The sequence below is a fragment of the Streptomyces sp. NBC_01092 genome (assembly GCF_045039535.1).
Classification (GTDB): Bacteria; Actinomycetota; Actinomycetes; order Streptomycetales; family Streptomycetaceae; genus Streptomyces.
The window spans coordinates 9926065-9946663 of record NZ_CP108659.1 but is presented as its reverse complement, the minus strand read 5'-3'; the positions used below and the strand labels follow the sequence as shown (position 1 = coordinate 9946663).

Below are 20599 nucleotides of genomic sequence, written 5' to 3'. Positions count from 1 at the left end.
TGGAAGCTCTCCACCCCTCGGTCACCCATTGCCGAGTTCGTCGTCGAGGAAGGCGAACATCTCGTCGTCCGACAGGTTGTCCACGTCGAACTCCGCCGCCTTCTCGGGGTCGTGCACCTCCGCGTCCGGTGCTGCGGTCGCCGATGCGGCGAGCGCCGACCAGCGCGTGCGCAGGACGTCGAGCCGTCCCGCGATCTGCCGGTGCGCCGCGCCGTCGGCGGCGGGCTCCGGCAGTGCCGCGATCATCTGCTCGACGCGCTCCAGGACCGCCAGCAGGCCGTCCGCCCCGGTCCGCTCGGTCTCGGGGGCGAGCAGCGTGTAGAGGTGTCCGGCGACCGCCTCCGGTGTCGGGTGGTCCAGGGCCAGCGTGGCGGGCAGCCGCAGACCGGTGGCGGTGCTCAACGCGTTGCGCAGCTCCACCGACATCAGCGAGTCGAATCCGAGGTCGCGGAAGGCTCGCGCCGGTCCCACCTCCGCCGTACCGCCGGGCCGGTGGCCGAGGACACGGGCGGCCTGCTCGCGCACCAACTCCAGTACGGCCGTGCGCCCTTCGGACGCGTCCAGTGTCGCGAGCCGCGCCACCAGTCCCGGGTCGGTGGACCTGGCCGCCGACCTGCGGACCGGGACGAGACCGTGCAGCAGCGCGGGTACGTCGTCGCGGGCGCGCAGGGCGGCCGCGTCGATCCGCACCGCCAGCAGGACGGGTTCATCAAGGCAAGCGGTCCGGTCGAAGAGGGCCAGGCCCTCTTCGGTGCGCAGTGGCGGGAACCCGGCCGCACGCATCCGCTCGACGTCGCGCGCGCTCAGCGCGCCGGCCATGCCCTCCGACTGCTGCCATGGTCCCCAGGCCAGGGACCGGCCCGGCAGACCGATCCGGTGACGGTGCCGTACGAGCGCGTCGAGGAAGGCGTTCGCGGCGGCGTACGCGCCCTGTCCGGCGTTGCCGAAGGTGCCGGCCGCCGAGGAGAACACCGTGAACGAGCGGACCTCCGGCAGCAGTTCGTGCAGATGCCACGCGGCGTCGGCCTTGGGCCGCAGGACGGCGGCGACCCGCTCGGGCGTCAGGTGCGCGACGGTGGCGTCGTCGAGGACACCGGCCGCGTGCACGACATGGCCGACGTGGTGTCCGGCAAGGGCGGCACCGAGCGCGTCCCGGTCCGAGGCGTCGCAGGCCACGGCTTCGACGCGGGCCCCCTGCCCGGTCAGCTCGGCGACGAGCTCCGCGGCGCCGCGCGCGTCGGCCCCGCGCCGCGACAGCAGGAGCAGGTCCCGTACGCCGTGCCGCGTGACGAGGTGCCGGGCGAGAACGGCACCGAGTCCTCCGGTGCCGCCGGTGACGAGTACGGCTCCCCCGTCGCCGAAGGGGACGCTCTCGCCGGAGTCGCCGGCCGGCGTCGGCGGTCCGTCGCCGCTCACGCGCTCCAGCCGCGGCACCAGTGACTCGCCGCCCACCAGGGCCACTTCGGGTTCGGTCAACTCCAACGCGCCCGCCAGGCCACGGGCTTCACCGGGCACGTCGAGCAGAGCGATACGGCCGGGGTGCTCGCTCTGCGCCGAGCGCAGCAGCCCCCAGGCAGCCGCGGCACCGGGATCCGCCCCGGTCGTGGCCCCACGGCCCAGGACGACGAGCCGCGCCCCCGCGAACCGTTCATCGCCCAGCCAGGTCCGGGCGAGGGAGAGCGCCGCACGGGCGTGGGCATGGGCGCAGGCGGAGGGGTCCGGTTCGGCCACGGTCTCCGGCAGCGGCGCCAGCACCAGGCGGTGGTGTCCGGCCACGGCGGCAAGTCCGTCGTACGACACAGCCTTGACGTCGGCAGAGATCAGCTCCCCGGCGAGATCCTCGGGCAGCTCCCCGAGTACGGCGATCTCGGCGGGCGCGTCGGCGGGGAGGTCGCCGAGCGGCAGCCACGCGGTCCGCAACAACGCGTCCGGAGCGGCGCCGGACCCGGCACCGGCCAACTGGTCGTCGTCGACGGGTCGTACGGTGAGCCCGCCGACGGTGAGGACGGCCCCGCCCTCGGTGTCGGCGACCGCGATGCGCACGGTCCGCTCGCCCGTCCGCTCCAGCCGGGCACGCACGGTCCTGGCACCCGAGGCGAAGAGGGACACGTCCTCCCACGAGAAGGGCAGCGCCGTCCCGCCGTCGCCGCCCGCCCCCGTGAAACCGGCCGCGTGCAGCACCGCGTCGAGGAGGGCCGGGTGGACGCCGTATCCGTCGGCGTCCGTGGCTGCGTCCAAGGACACCTCCGCGAACACCTCGTCGCCCCGCCGCCAGGCGCGCCGCAGTGCCCGCAAGGACGGGCCGTAGTCGAAGCCGGCGTCCGCCAACGTGTCGTAGTGCGCGTCGAGTTCGATGATCTCGGCGCCCGCGGGAGGCCACACGTCCGCGTCGAGAACCGCCGCCTCGGCAGGGGCGTGGGTGAGGACGCCGTGCGCGTACGCCGTCCAGGGGGCGTCGGTGCCGTCCCGCTCGGGCCGTCCGTGCAGCGCGAAGGTGCGCCGCCCGTCGTCGGCGTCGCCGATCCGCAACTGGAGGCCGACGGGGCCGCCGTCGTCGGGCAGTACGAGCGGGGCGCCCGTGGTCAGTTCCTCGACATGTCCAACGCCGAGTTCGTCACCGGCCCGAATCACCAGCTCGACCAGGGCCGCGCCGGGCACCAGGGTCCGGCCGAGCACCGTGTGGTCGGCGAGCCAGGGCTGTGCCTGAGGCGAGAGCAGGCCCGTGAACACCGTGCCGTCGCCGTCCGCGAGGAGCATCGCCGTGCCGAGCACAGGATGCCCGGCCGGCCCGAGCCCGACGGAACCCACGCCACCGGCGCCTGGGCCGATCCGGGGCTCCGGCCAGTAGCGCTGCCGCTGGAAGGGGTAGGTGGGGAGGGTGTCGGTGAGCCGGGCGCCGGTACCGGCGAAGTAGGCCGCCCAGTCGACAGGCACACCGTGCACGAAGAGTTGGCCGAGCGCGCCGGCCAACGCCTCCTCCTCGGAACGGTTCCTGCGGAGCCCGGCGACCGCGACGGCGTCCTCGGGGGCGAGCTGCTCGATGAGAGCGGTGAGGGTGCTGTCGGGGCCGAGTTCGAGGAAGCGGGTGACGCCCTGGTCGGTGAGGGTGCGGATGCCGTCGGCGAAACGGACGGTGCCGCGGACATGGTGGACCCAGTAGTCGGGTGTGTGGGGGGCGTCTGCGGTGAGGTTCGAGATGAGGGGGATGCGGGGCTCGGCGAAGTGCAGGTCGCGGATCGCGGTGCGGAAGTCCTCCAGCATCGGGTTCATGAGCGGGGAGTGGAAGGCGTGCGAGACCCGCAGCCGGGTCGTGCGGCGGCCGGGCAGGGTGGCGGCCACCGCGAGAACGGCCTCTTCCGTACCGGAGAGCACCAGGGAGGTGGGGCCGTTGATCGCCGCGATGCTCACCTCGTCGGTGAGGTGCGGGGTGACCTCGGCTTCCGTGGCCTCGACCGCAAGCATCAGTCCGCCCTCGGGCAGGGCCTGCATCAGCCGGGCCCGCGCCGACACCAGCGTGCACGCGTCCGCGAGGGAGAGCACGCCCGCGACGTGCGCGGCCGCGATCTCCCCGACGGAGTGCCCGGCCACGAAATCCGGCCGCACGCCAAAGGATTCGGCGAGCCGGTACAGCGCCACCTCGATGGCGAAGAGCGCGGGCTGAGCAAACTCCGTACGGTTCAGGGCGGGTTCCTCGTCGCCCCAGATCACGTCGCGCAGACGTGGGTCCAGTTCGGCCAGGGTCTCGTCGAGGGCTCGGGCGAACACCGGGAAGCGGGCATACAACTCCCGGCCCATGCCCAGGCGTTGGGCGCCCTGTCCGGAGAACACGAACGCCGTCGGCCCCTCGGCCGCCACTCCCCTGGCCGCCTCCACCACCCCTGCCGCGGACGCCAACAGAACCGCACGGTGGGCGAAGGCGGCCCGGCCGGTCGCCGCGGTGAAGCCAACGTGCACCGACGGCTCGTACGGCTGGAGTTGCCGTACCTGCGCGTCCAGGGCCTGCTCCGAACGTGCCGTGACGATCAGCGGGACGATGGACTCGCTCTCGTCGGCGATGGGCTCTTCGTCGGGACCGGCTTCGAGGATGACATGGGCGTTGGTGCCGCTCAGGCCGAAGGAGGAGACGGCGGCCCGGCGGGGGCGGTCGCTGTCCGGCCATGGCATCGGTTCTCGGACCAGCTCCACGGCACCCGCCGACCAGTCGACATGGGACGACGGCTCATCGACATGCAGGGTGCGCGGGACGGTGCCGTGTCGCATCGCCAGCACGCTCTTGATGACACCGGCGACACCGGCGGCGGCCTGGGTGTGGCCGAGGTTGGACTTCACCGAGCCCAGCAGCAGCGGCCGTTCACGATCCTGGCCGTAGGTGGCGAGGAGCGCCTGCGCCTCGATCGGATCGCCGAGTGTGGTGCCGGTGCCGTGTGCCTCGACGGCATCCACCTCGGCAGCCGACAGCCCCGCCGCCGCGAGCGCCTGCCGGATCACCCGCTGCTGCGAGGGACCGTTCGGAGCCGTCAGGCCATTCGAGGCGCCGTCCTGATTCACCGCGCTACCGCGCACCACGGCGAGAACACGGTGGCCGTTGCGTAGCGCGTCCGACTGCCGCTCCAGCAGCAGTACGCCGACGCCCTCGGCCCAGCCCACTCCATCGGCGGCGTCCGAGAACGCCTTGCAGCGCCCGTCGGGTGCCAGCCCGCCCTGCCGGGAGAACTCCACGAACGTCGTCGGCGTCGACATCACCGTCACACCACCGGCGACCGCCAGCGAGCACTCCCCACCCCGCAGCGCCTGCGCAGCCAAATGCAGGGCCACGAGGGACGACGAGCAAGCGGTGTCGATCGTGACCGTCGGGCCTTCGAGGCCGAGTGCGTAGGCGACGCGGCCCGAAGCGATGCTCGGGGCACTGCCGTTGCCCCGGAACGCCTCGAACTCCTCCCCCGGCAACAACTCCCGATAGTCGTTGTACATCACACCCGCGAAGACACCGGTCTGGCTGCCGCGCAGCGACGTCGGGTCGATACCGGCCCGTTCTATCGCCTCCCACACCGACTCCAACAGCAACCGCTGCTGCGCATCCGTCGCCAACGCCTCCCGCGGACTCATCCCGAAGAACTCGGGATCGAACCCGCCGACGTCGGCCAGGAAGCCACCGGCCCGGGTCGAGGACGTGCCGGGGTGGTCGGGATCGGGGTGATAGAGCCGGTCGAGGTCCCAGCCGCGGTCGGCCGGGACCTCGCCCACCGCGTCCACGCCCTCCGACACCAGCCGCCACAGGTCCTCCGGCGACCTGACCCCACCCGGGTAGCGGCACGCCATGCCCACGATCACCACGGGATCGTCGGTCGAGGGCATCGCGGTCGGTGGCGCCTGCGGGACCGTCGCCGTGCCGGCCAGCCGATCGCGCAGGTGGGCCGCCAGCGTCTCGGCCGACGGATGGTCGAAGACCAGGGTGGCGGGCAGGCGGATCCCCGTCGCCGCGGCGAGCGCGTTGCGCAGTTCCACGGCCGTCAGCGAGTCGAAGCCCAGGTCCCGGAAGGGGCGTCGGGGTTCGACGGCCGCGGCGTCGTCGTGGCCGAGGACGGCTGCGGCGCGGGCGCGCACCAGGTCGAGGAGCAGGGCTCGCTGTTCCTGCGCGGTCTTCCCGGCGAGGCGGCGCGGGAGGTCGGCCGCGCCGGCAGTGGTCGTACGGCTCCGGAACAGGCCCCGGAGCAGCGGCGGAACCTCGGCCCGCGAGCGCAGCGCCGCATGGTCGAGCCGGACGGGCACGAGAACCGGGGCTTGACCGGCCGTTGCCGTGTCGAACAGGGCCAGGGCCTCCTCGACGGTGAGGGGGCGGAAGCCGGAGCGCGCAAGGCGTTCACGGTCGGTGCGGTCGAGTTCGCCGGTCATGCCGTCGTTCATCGCCCACGGGCCGTAGGCGAGGGAGGTCGCGGGGAGACCGCGGGCGTGGCGGTGCGCAGCAAGGCCGTCGAGGTAGGCGTTGGCGGCGGCGTAGTTCGCCTGGCCCGTGCCGCCGAAGGTGCCGGCCGCGGAGGAGAGCAGGACGAACGCCCGGACGTCCGGGAGGAGTTCGTGCAGATGCCGGGCGGCGTCGGCCTTGGGGGCAAGGACTGCGGAGAGGCGTTCGGCGGTGAGGGCCGTGAGGACGCCGTCGTCGAGGACGCCGGCCGTGTGGACGACGGCGCCGATGGTGCGGCCGGTGAGCAGCTGCGCCAGTGCGTCGCGGTCGGCCACGTCGCAGGCGGCGACCTCCACTTGGGCGCCGAACTCCGTGAGTTCGGCGCGTAGTTCGGCCGTTCCAGGGGCGTCCGTCCCGCGCCGGGACACGAGCAGGAGGTCGCGTGCGCCGTGCCGGGTGACGAGGTGGCGTGCCAAGGCCGCGCCGATGCCACCCGTGCCACCCGTGATGAGCACGCTGCCCTGGCCCGTCCAGATGTCTCGGATGTCGTCCGGCGGGCCGGGCTCGTGACGGGTCAGACGGGGCGCAAGCAGGTCCCTGCCGCGTACCGCGATCTCCGTCTCGCCCGACTCGTAGGCGCCGAAAAGCTGTGCCGGGGAGGGGAGTTGAGGTGTGTTCGGGTCGCGGGTGAGCAGGGCCAGGCGGCCGGGGTGTTCATTCGCCGCCGAGCGGACCAGGCCCCGTACGGCCTCTAGGACCGGGGTGTCCTCGTCGGACGTCACGACGACCAAGCGGGACGTCGCGTATGGCGTGGCGGCGAGCCATGTGTGGAGTAGGTCCAGGGTGGCGCGGAGCGTGGAGTGCAGTTCCTCGGCGGCGATCTCGGTGAGGACGAGGTCCGGTGCGGGTGTGGTGTCGTCGAGGGCGCCGAGGGCATCGAGGCCAGGCAGGATCTCGGCGTCCTGTGGTGCCCAGGCAGGGACGGACGTCGTGGTGAGTACGGCCGGACGAGGAGTCGGCGACGCTTCCGGGTGCGCCACCGGCGCCCAGGTGCGCCGGAACAGTGCGTTGGGGACCGCCGTAGGGGTCTCGGACGGCGGCCTGGTGACGAGGGAGCCCACGGAGGCCACCGGTGTGCCCGAGGGGTCCGTGACGGTGAGGCGCACGGCGTCCCCACCCGCAGCCGTGTCCACATCCGTGTCCGGGTCCGCGTCCGCGTTCCGCACGATGTGGGCACGCAGCGTCCGTGCGCCCGTGCCGCCGTGCAGCGCCAGGTCCTGCCAGGCGAACGGCAGGCCCGGCGTGCCGCCCGTGAAGGCGGCGGCGTGCAGCAGAGAGTCGAACAGGGCGGGGTGCAGGGCGAAGCCGTCGGTGTCCGTGTCGTCCGGGAGGGCGGCCTCGGCGAACACCTCGGCACCGCGCCGCCAGACGGCGGTGAGCGCCCCGAACGGTGGGCCGTAGGTCAGGCCCGTGTCGGCCAGTTCGGCGTAGAAGGTGTCGAGGTCGACCGGCTCCGCGTCGGCCGGCGGCCACGAGTCGATCGGCGCGGACCCGGGCCGGGCGGTGTCGGCGGCGAGGAGGCCGACGGCGTGGCGCAGCCAGGGCGCGTCGGGGTCGCCGTCGTGCCGGGAGGAGACGGTGACGGGGCGCAGGCCGGCGTCGTCGGGTTCGGCGACGGACACCTGAAGGGTCACGGCGTCGCTGTCGGGCAGGACCAGCGGCTGCGCGAGGGTCAGTTCGGTGACGTGTCCGTGGCCGAGTTCGGCGCCGGCCCGGGCGACGAGGTCGGCGAGCGCGGTGCCCGGCAGGACGACCTGGCCGGCGACGCGATGGCCCGTCGTCCAGGGGTGGGCCGTCGTCGAGACGCGGCCGGTGAACAGGGCGGCGTCGGTGTCGGCGAGGCGTACCGCCGCTCCCAGCAGCGGATGGTGCACGGCGGTCAGCCCGGAGCCGCGGACGTCAGCGCGAGCGGCTCCGGCGGGCGGCCAGTAGCGACGGTGCTGGAACGGGTAGCCGGGCAGCCGCGTACGGCGGGCCCCGGTTCCCGTGAACAGCACGGGCCAGTCCACGGGCACGCCGGTCGTGAACAGCCGGGCCAGCGCGGTGACCAGCGTCTCCTCCTCGGGGCGGTTCTTGCGCAGCGCGGCGACTGCGACGGCGCCCTGGGGGGCGATCTGTTCGATGAGGGCGGTGAGGGTGCCGTCGGGGCCGAGTTCGAGAAAGCGGGTGACGCCCTGGTCGGTGAGGGTGCGGATGCCGTCGGCGAAGCGGACGGTGCCGCGGACGTGTTGGACCCAGTAGTCGGGCGTGTGCGCGGTGGCGAGGTCTCCGGTGAGGTTCGAGACGAGGGGGATGCGCGGCTCGGCGAAGTGCAGGCCGCAGATCGCGGTCCGGAAGTCCTCCAGCATCGGGTCCATGAGAGGTGAGTGGAAGGCGTGGGAGACCCGCAGGCGGGTCGTGCGGCGGCCGGGCAGGTCGGCGGCGACCGCGAGAACGGCTTCCTGCGTGCCGGAGATCACCAGCGATGTCGGGCCGTTGATCGCCGCGATACTTACCAAGTCGGTGAGGTGCGGGGTGACCTCGTCCTCGGTGGCCTCGACCGCGAGCATCAGTCCGCCCTCGGGCAGGGCCTGCATCAGCCGGGCCCGCGCCGACACCAGCGTGCACGCGTCCGGCAGCGACAGCACACCCGCGACATGGGCGGCGGCGATCTCCCCGACGGAGTGCCCGGCCACGAAGTCCGGCCGCACACCCAGCGATTCGGCAAGACGGTACAGCGCCACCTCGATGGCGAAGAGCGCGGGCTGGGTGAACTCCGTACGGCTCAGGGCCTCCTCGTCCTCGCCCCGGATCACCTCGCGCAGACACGGGTCCAGCTCGGCCAACGTCTCGTCCAGGGCCTGGGCGAACACCGGGAAGCGGGCACTCAACTCCCGGCCCATGCCCAGACGCTGGGCACCCTGACCGGAGAACACGAACGCCGTCGGCCCCTCGGCCGCCACTCCCCTCGCGGCCTTCGTCATCCCTTCCTCGGACGCCAACAGCACCGCGCGGTGCGGGAAGGCGGTGCGCCCGGTGGCGGCCAAGGTGAAGCCGACGTCCAGGATGCCGTCGCGGTGGGCGAGTCGGGCCTTACGGGCGTCGAGAGCGGCGGCGGTGCGGGCCGACATCACCCACGGAACCACGGCCGGTGTCACGGCGGCCGGCTCCCGCTCGGCCTCCTGCGGCTGAGGCGGGACGGCTTCGAGGATGACGTGGGCGTTGGTGCCGCTGACGCCGAAGGAGGAGACGGCGGCCCGGCGCGGGCGGTCCGTGTCCGGCCACACGGTGTCCTCACGCACCGGGCGTACCGCGCCCGACTCCCAGTCCACGTGCGTGGACGGCGTGTCGGCGTGCAGGGTGCGCGGCACGATCCCGTGCCGCATGGCCAGCACCGTCTTGATGACGCCGGCGACTCCGGCGGCGGCCTGGGTGTGCCCGATGTTGGACTTCACCGACCCCAGGAGCAGCGGCTGCGCTCGGTCCTGTCCGTACGTCGCGAGCAGGGCCTGCGCCTCGATGGGGTCGCCGAGCCGGGTACCGGTGCCGTGGCCCTCGACTGCGTCCACGTCGGCCGGGGAGAGCCCGGCGACCGCCAGCGCCTGGCGGATGACGCGCTGCTGGGCGGGTCCGTTGGGGGCGGTCAGGCCGTTGGAGGCGCCGTCCTGGTTGACGGCGGAGCCGCGCAGGACCGCCAGCACGCGGTGCCCGCTGCGGCGGGCGTCGGACAGCCGCTCCAGCACGACCAGGCCGACGCCCTCGCCCCATCCGACGCCGTCGGCCGCATCGGAGTACGCCTTGCAGCGGCCGTCGGCGGCGAGGCCGCCCTGGCGGTCGAACTCGGCGTAGGTCGAGGGGGTCGCCATCACCGTCACTCCGCCGGCCAGGGCAAGGGTGCACTCGCCGCCGTGCAGCGCCTGGGCGGCCAGGTGCATCGCCACGAGCGAGGAGGAGCAGGCGGTGTCGACGGTGACGGCCGGCCCTTCCAGGCCGAGGGTGTACGCGACCCGGCCGGAGGCCACGCTGTGGGCACTGCCGGCGCCGCGCAGGCCCGCGTACCGCTCGTCGGTGAGGAGAGTGCCGTAGTCGCCGTACATGACGCCGGCGAAGACTCCGGTGCGGCTGCCGCGCAGCGTCACCGGATCGATGCCCGCGTCCTCGACCGCCTGCCAGGAGACCTCCAGGAGCAGCCGCTGCTGTGCGTCCGTGGCGAGTGCCTCGCGCGGGCTCATCCCGAAGAAGTCGGCGTCGAAGTCGCCCGCCCGGCCCAGGAATCCGCCGCGCCTGGCCTCCTCCCAGCCGCGCTCGGCGGGAACGTCACCGATGGCGTCGACGCCGTCCGTCACCAGTCGCCACAGGTCGTCGGGGGTCCCGACATCGCCGGGGAAGCGGCAGGCCATGCCCACGATCGCCACAAGGTCGTCGTCGGTGGCGGCCCGCCGGGTGTCCGCTTCGGTCGCGTCCCCGGCAGGGACCTGGCCGCCGGTCAGCCGCTCGTGCAGATGCGTGGCGAGGTCGGCGGCGGTCGGGTGGTCGAAGACGAGGGTCGCGGACAGTCGCAGGCCGGTGGTGGCGGCGATGCCGTTGCGCAGTTCGACGGCCGTGAGCGAGTCGAACCCCAGCTCGCGGAAGGGCCTCCGGGGCTCGACGGCGTCGGCACGGCGGTGCCCGAGCACGCGGGCGACCTGACCGCGCACCAGGCCGAGCAGCTCACGTTCCTGCTCATCGGGCCCGAGCCGCCTCAGTGCCGCCGCGAGCCCCGCATCACCCGAGGTGAGCGACGCGGCGGAACGTCGCCTGTCGACCCGGTGTCGCACGAGTCCGCGAAGTACGGCCGGTGCGTCGGGCCCAGCCTCGGCCAGTGCCTGCGTGTCGAGGCTCAGGGGCAGCACGACCGGTTCGTCGTGGGACAGGGCGGCGTCGAAGAGGGCGAGCGCGGTCGCCGTGGGCAGGGGCAGCAGCCCGGTGCGCGCCATACGCGCCCGGTCGGCGTCGGTGAGCTGCCGGGTCATTCCGGCGGCGGCCTCCCAGGGGCCCCAGGCCAGCGACAGCCCCGGCAGTCCCGCGGCACGCCGCTCGCGCATGAGCGCGTCCAGGCCGGCGTTGGCGGCGGCGTAGTTGCCCTGACCGGCACTTCCGAGTACTCCGGCGGCCGACGAGAACACCACGAACGGCACATCGGCGTCGACGAGTTCATGCAGATGCCGTGCGGCCTCCGCCTTCGGGCGCAGTACGGCCGCCACCCGGTCCTCGGTCAGCGCGGTGACCACGCCGTCGTCGAGGATCCCGGCCGTGTGCACCACACCGCCGACGGTCCGCCGGGCCAGCAGCCCCGCCAGTGCGTCACGGTCGGCCACGTCACAGGCCGCGACCTCGGCATGGGCGCCGGCCTCCGCCAGCTCGGCGACCAGTTCGGCGGCACCCGGCGCATCCGGACCTCGGCGCGAGACCAGCAGCAGATCCCGCACGCCGTGTCGCGCGACGAGATGCCGCGCCACGGCAGCACCGAGGCCGCCCGTGCCACCGGTGACCAGGACACTCCCCCGGTCCCACACCGGTGCCCGGCCTTCGCCGTCCGGCCCTCGCAGCCGCTCCAGCCGGGGCACCAGAACCTCCCCGCTCCGCACGGCGACCTCGGGCTCGGCGCCGTGCAGCAGCAGCCCAAGTGCGTTGCGCAGCGCCCGCGGTGCCGGATCGGTGACGGTGAGGACGGCCACTCGGCCGGGATGCTCGGCGGCGGCGGACCTGAGCAGCCCGCGCACGGCAGCCCCCGCGGGACCGTCACCGTCCCGCGTGACCAGGACCAGCCGGCGCTCGGGCTCCTCGGCCAGGGCATCCTGCAACACCGCCAAGGCGTCCGCCACGGAGGACCGCACGTCCGACGCGGGCGGCGGCAGGACCAGGACCTCCGCCTCCGCCTCCGCCTCCGCCTCCGCACCGTCTTCGACCAGCACGAGGCCCGCCTCCCGCAACGCCGCGGTGAGCGTGCCGTCGCCGTCCCCGGAGACGTTCAGCGTGCCGGGGTCGCGGGCCACGTCTGCGGCCGGCACCCACTCGACGCGGTACAGCGGTCCGGCGGCGCCCGCCGCCTCCAACTGCCCCGCAGTGATGGCACGGACGGCCAGCGCGTCGGCACCGGCCACGGGCCGTCCCGTCGGGTCGGCGAGGGCCACCCGGACGCGGTCCGGCGCGACGAGCGACAGCCGGGCCCGTACCGCCGAGGCCCCTTCGGCGTGCAGCGCGACACCCTCCCAGGAGAAGGGCACCACCCCGTCCCCCACCAGCAGCGAAGTACCTTGCAGAGCCGCGTCGAACAGGGCGGGGTGCAGAACGAAATCCCCCGGCTCGGTGCCTTCGGGCAACTCCGCCTCGACGAAGACCTCGTCACCACGCCGCCAGGCGGCACGCAGCCCCTGGAAGGCCGGGCCGTACCCGAACCCGGTCAACGCCCGGTCGGCGTAGAAGCTGTCGAGTGCGACGGGCTCGGCATCGACCGGCGGCCAGACCGCCAACTCCGGTTCAGCAGCGGGCGTTTGCTCCTCACCCTCCAGCAGACCGGACGCGTGGACGGTCCACGGCGCTTCCGCATCCCCTTCCGGACGGGACTGCACGGTCACCGTCCGCCGCCCGTCCGCGTCAGCCGGGCCGACGGTGACCTGAAGACGTACGCCACCCTCATTGGGCGCCACCAGCGGCGTGCCCAGGGTCAGTTCGGCGAGGCGCCGGCAGCCGTACTCCTCGCCGGCACGCAGGGCCAGTTCGGCCAGTGCGGCGCCGGGCAGCAGGGAACGGCCGTGCACCCTGTGGTCGCCGAGCCAGGGGTGCGAGGCGAGCGACAGCCGGCCGGTCAGGACGGTCCCGTCGGACCCGGCCAGGGGTACGGCCGCGCCGAGGAGCGGATGGCCGACGGCGTCCACGCCCATGGCCACGGCGTCCTTCACGGACAGGGACGGTTCCGGCCAGAAGCGCCGACGTCGGAAGGGATACGTCGGCACCTCGACGGGGCGAACCGCGGTGCCGGTGAAGAGGGCCTCCCAGGCGACGGGGACGCCGTGTACGAAGAGCTGGGCGAGGGCCGTGAGTGCGGCTGTCTCCTCGGGGCGGTTCCTGCGCAGTGCAGGGACGACCACGGCGTCTTCGGGAGCGGTCTGCTCGATGAGCCCGGTGAGGGTGCCGTCGGGGCCCAGCTCCAGGAAGCGGGTGACACCCAGGTCGCCAAGGGTGCGGATGCCGTCGGCGAAACGGACTGTCCCGCGGATGTGCTCCACCCAGTAGTCCGGGGTGGCGACATCCCCGGGGAGGTTCGAGACGAGCCGGATGTCCGGCTCGTGGAAGTGCAGACCGGCGATCGCCGCGCGGAACTCGTCCAGCATCGGCTCCATCAGGGGCGAGTGGAAGGCGTGCGAGACGCGGAGGCGGGTGGTACGGCGGCCCGGCAGGGCGGCGGCGACCGCGAGGACGGCCTCCTCCACCCCGGACAGCACCAGTGAGGTGGGTCCGTTGACCGCCGCGATGGACACCTCGTCGGTGAGGTGCGGGGTGGCTTCGTCCTCGGTGGCCTCGATCGCCAGCATCAGCCCGCCTTCGGGCAGTGCCTGCATCAGCCGTGCTCGCGCCGACACCAACGCACACGCGTCCGCCGACGACAGAACTCCCGCGACATGAGCGGCAGCGATCTCGCCGACGGAGTGACCGGCCAGGAAGTCCGGCCGCACGCCCAGCGATTCGACCAGCCGGAACAGCGCCACCTCGATCGCGAACAGTGCGGGCTGGGTGAACTCGGTCCGGTTCAGGGCCTCCTCGTCCCCGCCCCAGACGACGTCGCGCAGGCGCGGATCGAGCTCGGCCAGGATCTCGTCCAGGGCTTGGGCGAACACCGGGAATCTTCCGTACAACTCCCGCCCCATGCCGAGCCGTTGAGCGCCCTGTCCGGAGAACACGAACGCCAACGGCCCGTCGACGGCCACTCCGCGGACCACTTCGCCGCCCACCAGCACCGCCCGGTACGGGAACCGGGCCCGGCCGGTCGCAAGTGCGTGCCCGACGTCCTGAGCCGAGCCTTCGATGCCTGCCCGAAGGCGGTCGAGTTGCGCGTCGAGGGCGGACGCCGACTTGCCGGACACCACCCAGGGGACGTCCCCGGACGGTTCCGCCGGCTGCTCGGACTCCGGCTCCACAGGACCTTGTTCAAGGATCACGTGTGCGTTCGTGCCGCTCACGCCGAAGGAGGACACGCCGACGCGGCGCGGACGATCGTGGTCCGGCCACGGAACCGGCTCCCGGACCAGTTCCACCGCCCCGGCCGACCAGTCCACGTGGGAGGACGGCGCGTCGACGTGCAGGGTGCGCGGGACGACGCCGTGCCGCATCGCCAGCACGCTCTTGATGACACCGGCGACACCGGCGGCGGCCTGGGTGTGGCCGAGGTTGGACTTCACCGAGCCCAGCAGCAGGGGCCGTTCACGGTCCTGGCCGTACGTCGCCAGCAGGGCCTGCGCCTCGATCGGATCGCCCAACGTTGTGCCCGTACCGTGCGCCTCCACCGCGTCGACCTCAGCCGTCGACAGCCCGGCGGACGCAAGTGCCTGCCGAATCACCCGCTGCTGCGAGGGACCGTTCGGAGCCGTCAGCCCGTTCGAAGCACCGTCCTGATTGACGGCACTGCCCCGGACGACCGCCAGAATCCGATGCCCGTTCCGCACCGCATCCGACTGCCGCTCCAGCAGCAGCACACCCACACCCTCGGCCCAGCCCACCCCGTCAGCCGCGTCCGAGAACGCCTTGCACCGCCCGTCCGGCGCCAGCCCGCCCTGCCGGGAGAACTCCACGAACGTCGTCGGCGTCGACATCACCGTCACGCCACCGGCGACCGCCAACGAACACTCCCCACCACGCAACGCCTGCGCAGCCAAATGCACCGCCACCAGCGACGACGAACACGCCGTGTCAACGGATACCGCAGGCCCTTCGAAGCCCAGCGCGTAGGCGACACGGCCCGAAGCGATGCTCGGGGCACTGCCATTGCCCCGGAACGCCTCGAACTCCTCCCCCGGCAACAACTCCCGATAGTCGTTGTACATCACACCCGCGAAGACACCGGTCTGGCTGCCGCGCAGGGACATCGGGTCGATACCGGCCCGTTCTATCGCCTCCCACACCGACTCCAACAGCAACCGCTGCTGCGCATCCGTCGCCAACGCCTCCCGCGGACTCATCCCGAAGAAGTCCGCGTCGAAGTCGCCGGCGTCGTGCAGGAAGCCACCGGCCCGGGTCGAGGACGTGCCGGGGTTGTCGGGGTCGGGGTGGAAGAGCCGGTCGAGGTCCCAGCCGCGGTCGGCCGGGAACTCGCCCACGGCGTCCACGCCGTCCGACACCAGCCGCCACAGATCCTCCGGCGACCGGACCCCACCCGGGTAGCGGCACGCCATCCCGACGACCACCACCGGGTCGTCGGCGAGGGTCGTCGAGGATGGCGTTACCTGTGCGGTCGTGCCCGTGGCGGTGTCCGGGAACAGGTTCGACAGCAGGTGCTCGGCCAGCGCCCGGGGTGTGGGGTGGTCGAAGATCAGGGTGGCGGGCAGGCGCAGGCCGGTCGACGTGCCGAGGGCGTTGCGGAGTTCCACCGCCGTGAGGGAGTCGAAGCCCAGGTCCCGGAAGGCCCGGCTGGGCTCGACGCGTTGGGCGTCCTGGTGTCCGAGGACGGCGGCCACCTCTTCGCGGACCAGGTCGAGGAGTGCCCCTCTGCGGTCGGCGGGGTCGAGCCGTTGCGCGAGGCCGGCCGTCTGAGTCGCGCCGGACGCGACCGCCCTGGTCAGGGTCGTTCGAACTGTCGTGGAGCGTCGGGCCAGGCCGCTGAGGGGCCCGGGGACGTCGTCTCGGGCGCGCAGCGCGGCGAGGTCGATCCGGATGGGGAGGACGGTGCTGTGTCCGGTGGCCGGGGCGGCGTCGAGGAGGGCCAGGCCGTCCTCGGGGGTGAGGAAGGGGAACCCGGAGCGGGCGAGGCGTGCCCGGTCGATGTCGGTGAGGTCGCCGGTCATGGCGCTGCCCGCGACGTCCCAGGGTCCCCAGGCGAGGGAGAGCGCGGGCAGGCCGAGGGTGTGGCGGTGTGCGGCGAGGGCGTCGAGGAAGGCGTTGGCGGCGGCGTAGTTGGCCTGGCCGGCGCCGCCCAGGGTGCCGGCCGCGGAGGAGAACAGGGCGAACGTGCCGACGTCGGGGGCGAGTTCGTGCAGGTGCCAGGCGGCGTCGGCCTTGGGCCGCAGCACGCTGTCGAGGCGGTCGGCGGTGAGGGCTCCGACGACGCCGTCGTCGACGGTGCCGGCGATGTGGACGACGGCCGTGAGGTGCTCGCCGTCGAGGAGCCGGGCGAGGGCGTCGCGGTCGCCGATGTCGCAGGCGGTGACGCGGACGCGGGCGCCGAGTTCGGTCAGGTCGGTGGTGAGCCGGTCGGCGCCGGGGGCGTCGGGGCCTCGGCGGGAGACGAGCAGGAGGTCGCGGGCGCCGTGCCGGGTGACGAGGTGGCGGGCGACGAGGGCGCCGAGGCCGCCGGTTCCGCCGGTGACCAGGACGGTGCCGGAGACGTCCCAGGGCCGGGCGGGCGTTTCCTGGCCGGTGCGCGGGGCTCGGGTGAGCCGGGGCGCGTGCAGACCGGCCGCGTCGACGCGCACTTCGGGCTCGGGTGTGGTCAGGGCGCGGCGCAGCGTCTCGCCGTCGGCCGGGCCGTCGAGGTGGAGGACGGTGACGCGGCCGGGGTTCTCCGTCTGGGCGGTGCGCAGGAGACCGCGGGCTGCCGCGGCCGGGAGGTCGCCGGTGGCGGGGGTGACCACGACGAGGCGGGAGTCGGCGAAGCGGGGTTCCGCCAGCCATGACTGGACGAGGCTCAGGGCGCGCTCGGTGGTGACGCGCAGGGCGCCGGGCATGGTGGAGGTGTCGCCGGTGATGCGGGTGAGGACGACGGGGGGTACGGCGTCGAGTGCGGCCAGGTCGGGGGCGACGGTGACGGTGGCGTCGGCCGCGCGCAGGGCGTCGGCCAGGTCGTCGGTGTCGGGGCCGATCACGGCGACCGGGAGGTCCGCGGCCGCGGCCGTGCTGTCGCCGAGGAGCGGCCAGTCGACGGTGAACAGGGCGTCGGGTGCGGTGCGGGTGGTCGCCGCCGCGGGGCGGGTGACCAGCGCGTCCACCGTCAGGACCGGGTTGCCCGCGGGATCCGTGGCCGTGAGGGTGACGGTGTCGTCGTCCAGGCGGGCGATGCGGGTGCGCAGGGTCGTGCCGCAGGTGGCGTGCAGGCGTACGCCCTCCCAGGAGAAGGGCAGGCCGCCTTCGCTGAGGGTGCCGAGGTCGCCGTAGGTGGCTGCGTGCTGGGCGGCGTCGGCCAGGGCCGGGTGGAGCAGGAAGGCCGTGGCGTCGGGGTGGGCCTCGTTTGGCAGCGTGGCTTCGGTGAACAGTTCGGTTCCGCGTTTCCATGCGGCGCGCAGGCCGCGGAAGACGGGGCCGAAGGCGAAGCCGAGCCGGGCCAGGTCGTCGTAGCAGTCGGTGAGGTCGACCGGCTCGGCATCGGGTGGTGGCCACGCGGTGTCGGGTGACGGGTGGGCGGGGGTGCCTGTGGCGGCGTCGAGTCGACCGGCGGCGTGGACGGTCCACAGGGCACCGGAGTCGGCGGTGTCGGGGCGGGAGTGGACGCTGACGGGGCGGCGGCCGTCGGCCGTGGGTGGGCCGACCCGGACCTGGAGTTGGACGGCTTCGCGTTCGGCGATCTCCAGCGGGGCCGTGAGGGTGAGGTCGTGGACGCGGTCGCAGCCCACCTCGTCACCGGCCCGCAGGGCGAGCTCCAGGAAGGCGGTGCCGGGCAGCAGGACACGGCCGTGGACGACGTGGTCGGCGAGCCAGGGTTGCCGGGCGGGGGTCAGCCGTCCGGTGAGGACGACGCCCTCGCCGTCGGCCAGGTCGACGGTGGCGGCCAGCAGCGGGTGGCCGGACGCGCCGAGGCCGAGGCCTGCGGCGTCCCGGGTACGGCCGGTGCCGGTGGGCCAGTAGGGCTGCCGCTCGAAGGCGGTGGTGGGCAGGTCGACGCGGCGGGCACCGGTGTCCCGGTAGAGGGCGGCCCAGTCGACGGTTCCGGCGGCGCTGGCGGTGTGCAGCCGGGCGAGGCCGGTGATCAGGGACAGTTCCTCGGGGCGGCCCGAGCGCAGGACCGGTACGGCGATGGTCTCCGGGTCCGCGAGGGTCTCGTCGACGAGCGGGCTGAGCACACCGTCGGGGCCCAACTCCAGGTGGGCGCGCACGCCCTGGGCGGCGAGGGTGCGTACGGCGTCGGCGAATCGTACGGTGGCGACGGTGTGCCGGGTCCAGTGCTCGGGGTCGCGCAGTTCCCGGGCGGTGGCGGTGCGGCCGGTGACCGTCGAGACGACGGGCAGCAGCGGGTCGTTGAAGGTGAGGCCGGCGACGACGGCACGGAAGTCGTCGAGGACGGGCGTCATCAGCGGTGAGTGGAAGGCGTGCGAGACGGTGAGCCGGTGGGTGCGGTGGCCGGCGTCACGGAGCCGTTCGGCGGCCGCGAGTACGGCGTCCTGGGCGCCGGACAGGACCACGGAGGCCGGTCCGTTGACGGCGGCGAGCGCCACGTCGTCACCGAGCAGCGGGCGCACCGCGTCCTCGGACGCCGCGACGGCGACCATGGCGCCGCCCTCGGGCAGGGCCTGCATGAGGCGGCCGCGGGCGGTGACGAGGGCGCAGGCGTCCTCGGCTGAGAGCACGCCTGCGACGTGTGCGGCGGTGATCTCGCCGATGGAGTGCCCGGCGACGAAGCCGGGGCGCACACCCAGCGATTCGGCGAGCCGGTAGAGGGCTGCCTCGACGGCGAAGAGGGCGGGCTGGGCGTGTTCGGTGCGGCCCAGCGCGGCCTCGTCGTCGCCCCACATCACGTCGCGCAAGGCGGGGTCCAGGTGGGCGAGCAACTCGTCGAGCGCTTCGGCGAACGCGGGGAAGCGGTCGTACAACTCGCGTCCCATGCCGAGGCGTTGGCTGCCCTGACCGGTGAAGAGGACGGCGAGGCCACCCTCTCCGGCCGTGCCGCGCGCCACCTCGCGCGGGCCGTCCTCGTGCGGCAGGAGCACGGCGCGGTGTTCCAGGTGGCCGCGTCCTGTGGCGAGGGAGTGGCCGACGTCCATGGCGGGCAGGCGGGAGGCGGCGGCCGTGACCCGGTGGATCTGGGTGTCGAGGGCGGTGGCGGTGCGGGCGGACACCGGCCAGGGCGTCAGGGCCGGGGTGAAGCGGGCCTCTGGTTCCTCGGCGGGCGGGGCCTGTTCGAGGACGACGTGGGCGTTGGTGCCGCTGATGCCGAAGGAGGAGACGCCGGCGCGGCGCGGGGCCCCGGTCTGCGGCCAGGGCGTGTTGGCGGTCAGCAACCGCACCGAACCCGCTGTCCAGTCGACGTCGGGTGTCGGCTGCTCGGCGTGCAGGCTGCGCGGGAGCAGGCCGGCCCGCAGCGCCATGACGGTCTTGATGATGCCGGCGACTCCGGCGGCGCCCTGGGTGTGGCCGATGTTGGACTTCACCGAGCCCAGCAGCAGGGGCCGTTCGCGGTCCTGGCCGTAGGCGGCGAGCAGGGCCTGGGCCTCGATGGGGTCGCCGAGGGTCGTGCCGGTGCCGTGCGCCTCGACGGCGTCGATCTGGTCGGGGGTGAGGCCGGCGTTGTCGAGGGCGGCGCGGATGACGCGTTGCTGCGCGGGTCCGTTGGGGGCGCTGATGCCGTTGGAGGCGCCGTCCTGGTTGAGGGCGGTGCCACGGATCACGGCGAGCACGGGGTGGCCGCCCCGCTGGGCGTCGCTGAGGCGTTCCAGTACGAGGACACCGGCGCCCTCGCTCCAGCCGACGCCGTCGGCGGCGGCCGAGAAGGGCTTGCAGCGGCCGTCGGCGGCGAGGCCGCCCTGCGCGGTGAAGGAGACGAAGGTGCCCGGGGTGCACATGACGGTGGCGCCGCAGGCGAGGGCGAGCGTGGACTCGCCGGTGCGCAGCGACTGCACGGCCCAGTGCAGGGCGACGAGGGAGGAGGAGCAGCCGGTGTCGACGGTGACGGCGGGCCCCTCCAGGCCGAGGACGTAGGAGACGCGTCCGGAGATCACACCGGCGGCGTGGCCGGTGGTGGCGTAGACGTCCATGTTCTCGCGGGCTTCGGCGACGACCTTGCCGTAGTCCTGGATGGTGGTGCCCGCGAAGACGCCGGTGCGGCTGCCGCGCAGTGCGGTGGGGGCGATTCCGGCGCGTTCGAGGGCCTCCCAGGCGGTCTCCAGGAGCAGCCGCTGCTGGGGGTCCATGGCGAGCGCCTCGCGTGGGGCGATCCCGAAGAACGCCGGGTCGAACTCGGTCATCGCGTCGAGGAAGCCGCCTTCGCGCGCGCGACTGCGGCCGGGGCCGTCGCCCGTGAGGCGGGCCAGGTCCCAGCCGCGGTCGGCGGGGAACGGGCCGATGGCGTCCCGTCCGGCGGCGACGAGCTCCCACAGGTCCTCCGGGGAGGCGACGCCGCCGGGGTAGCGGCAGCCCATGCCGACGACGGCGATCGGCTCGACGGACGCCGAGATCAGCTGCTGGTTGTGCCGTCGCAGCCGCTCGTTCTCCTTCAGGGAGGTCCGCAGCGCCTCGACGTAGGGGTTGGGTGTGTTCAAG

1 protein-coding gene is annotated in these 20599 nt (G+C 74.0%); it reads right to left on the bottom strand.

Annotation, left to right across the window (positions count from 1 at the left end; translation table 11 throughout):
* Window positions 1-21: 21 nt before the first annotated feature.
* On the bottom strand, window positions 22-20598 hold the full coding sequence (locus OG254_RS44495) for an SDR family NAD(P)-dependent oxidoreductase (RefSeq protein ID WP_405593434.1): 20577 nt from the start codon (window positions 20596-20598) through the stop codon (window positions 22-24).
* Between the last annotated feature and the right edge of the window lies 1 nt (window position 20599).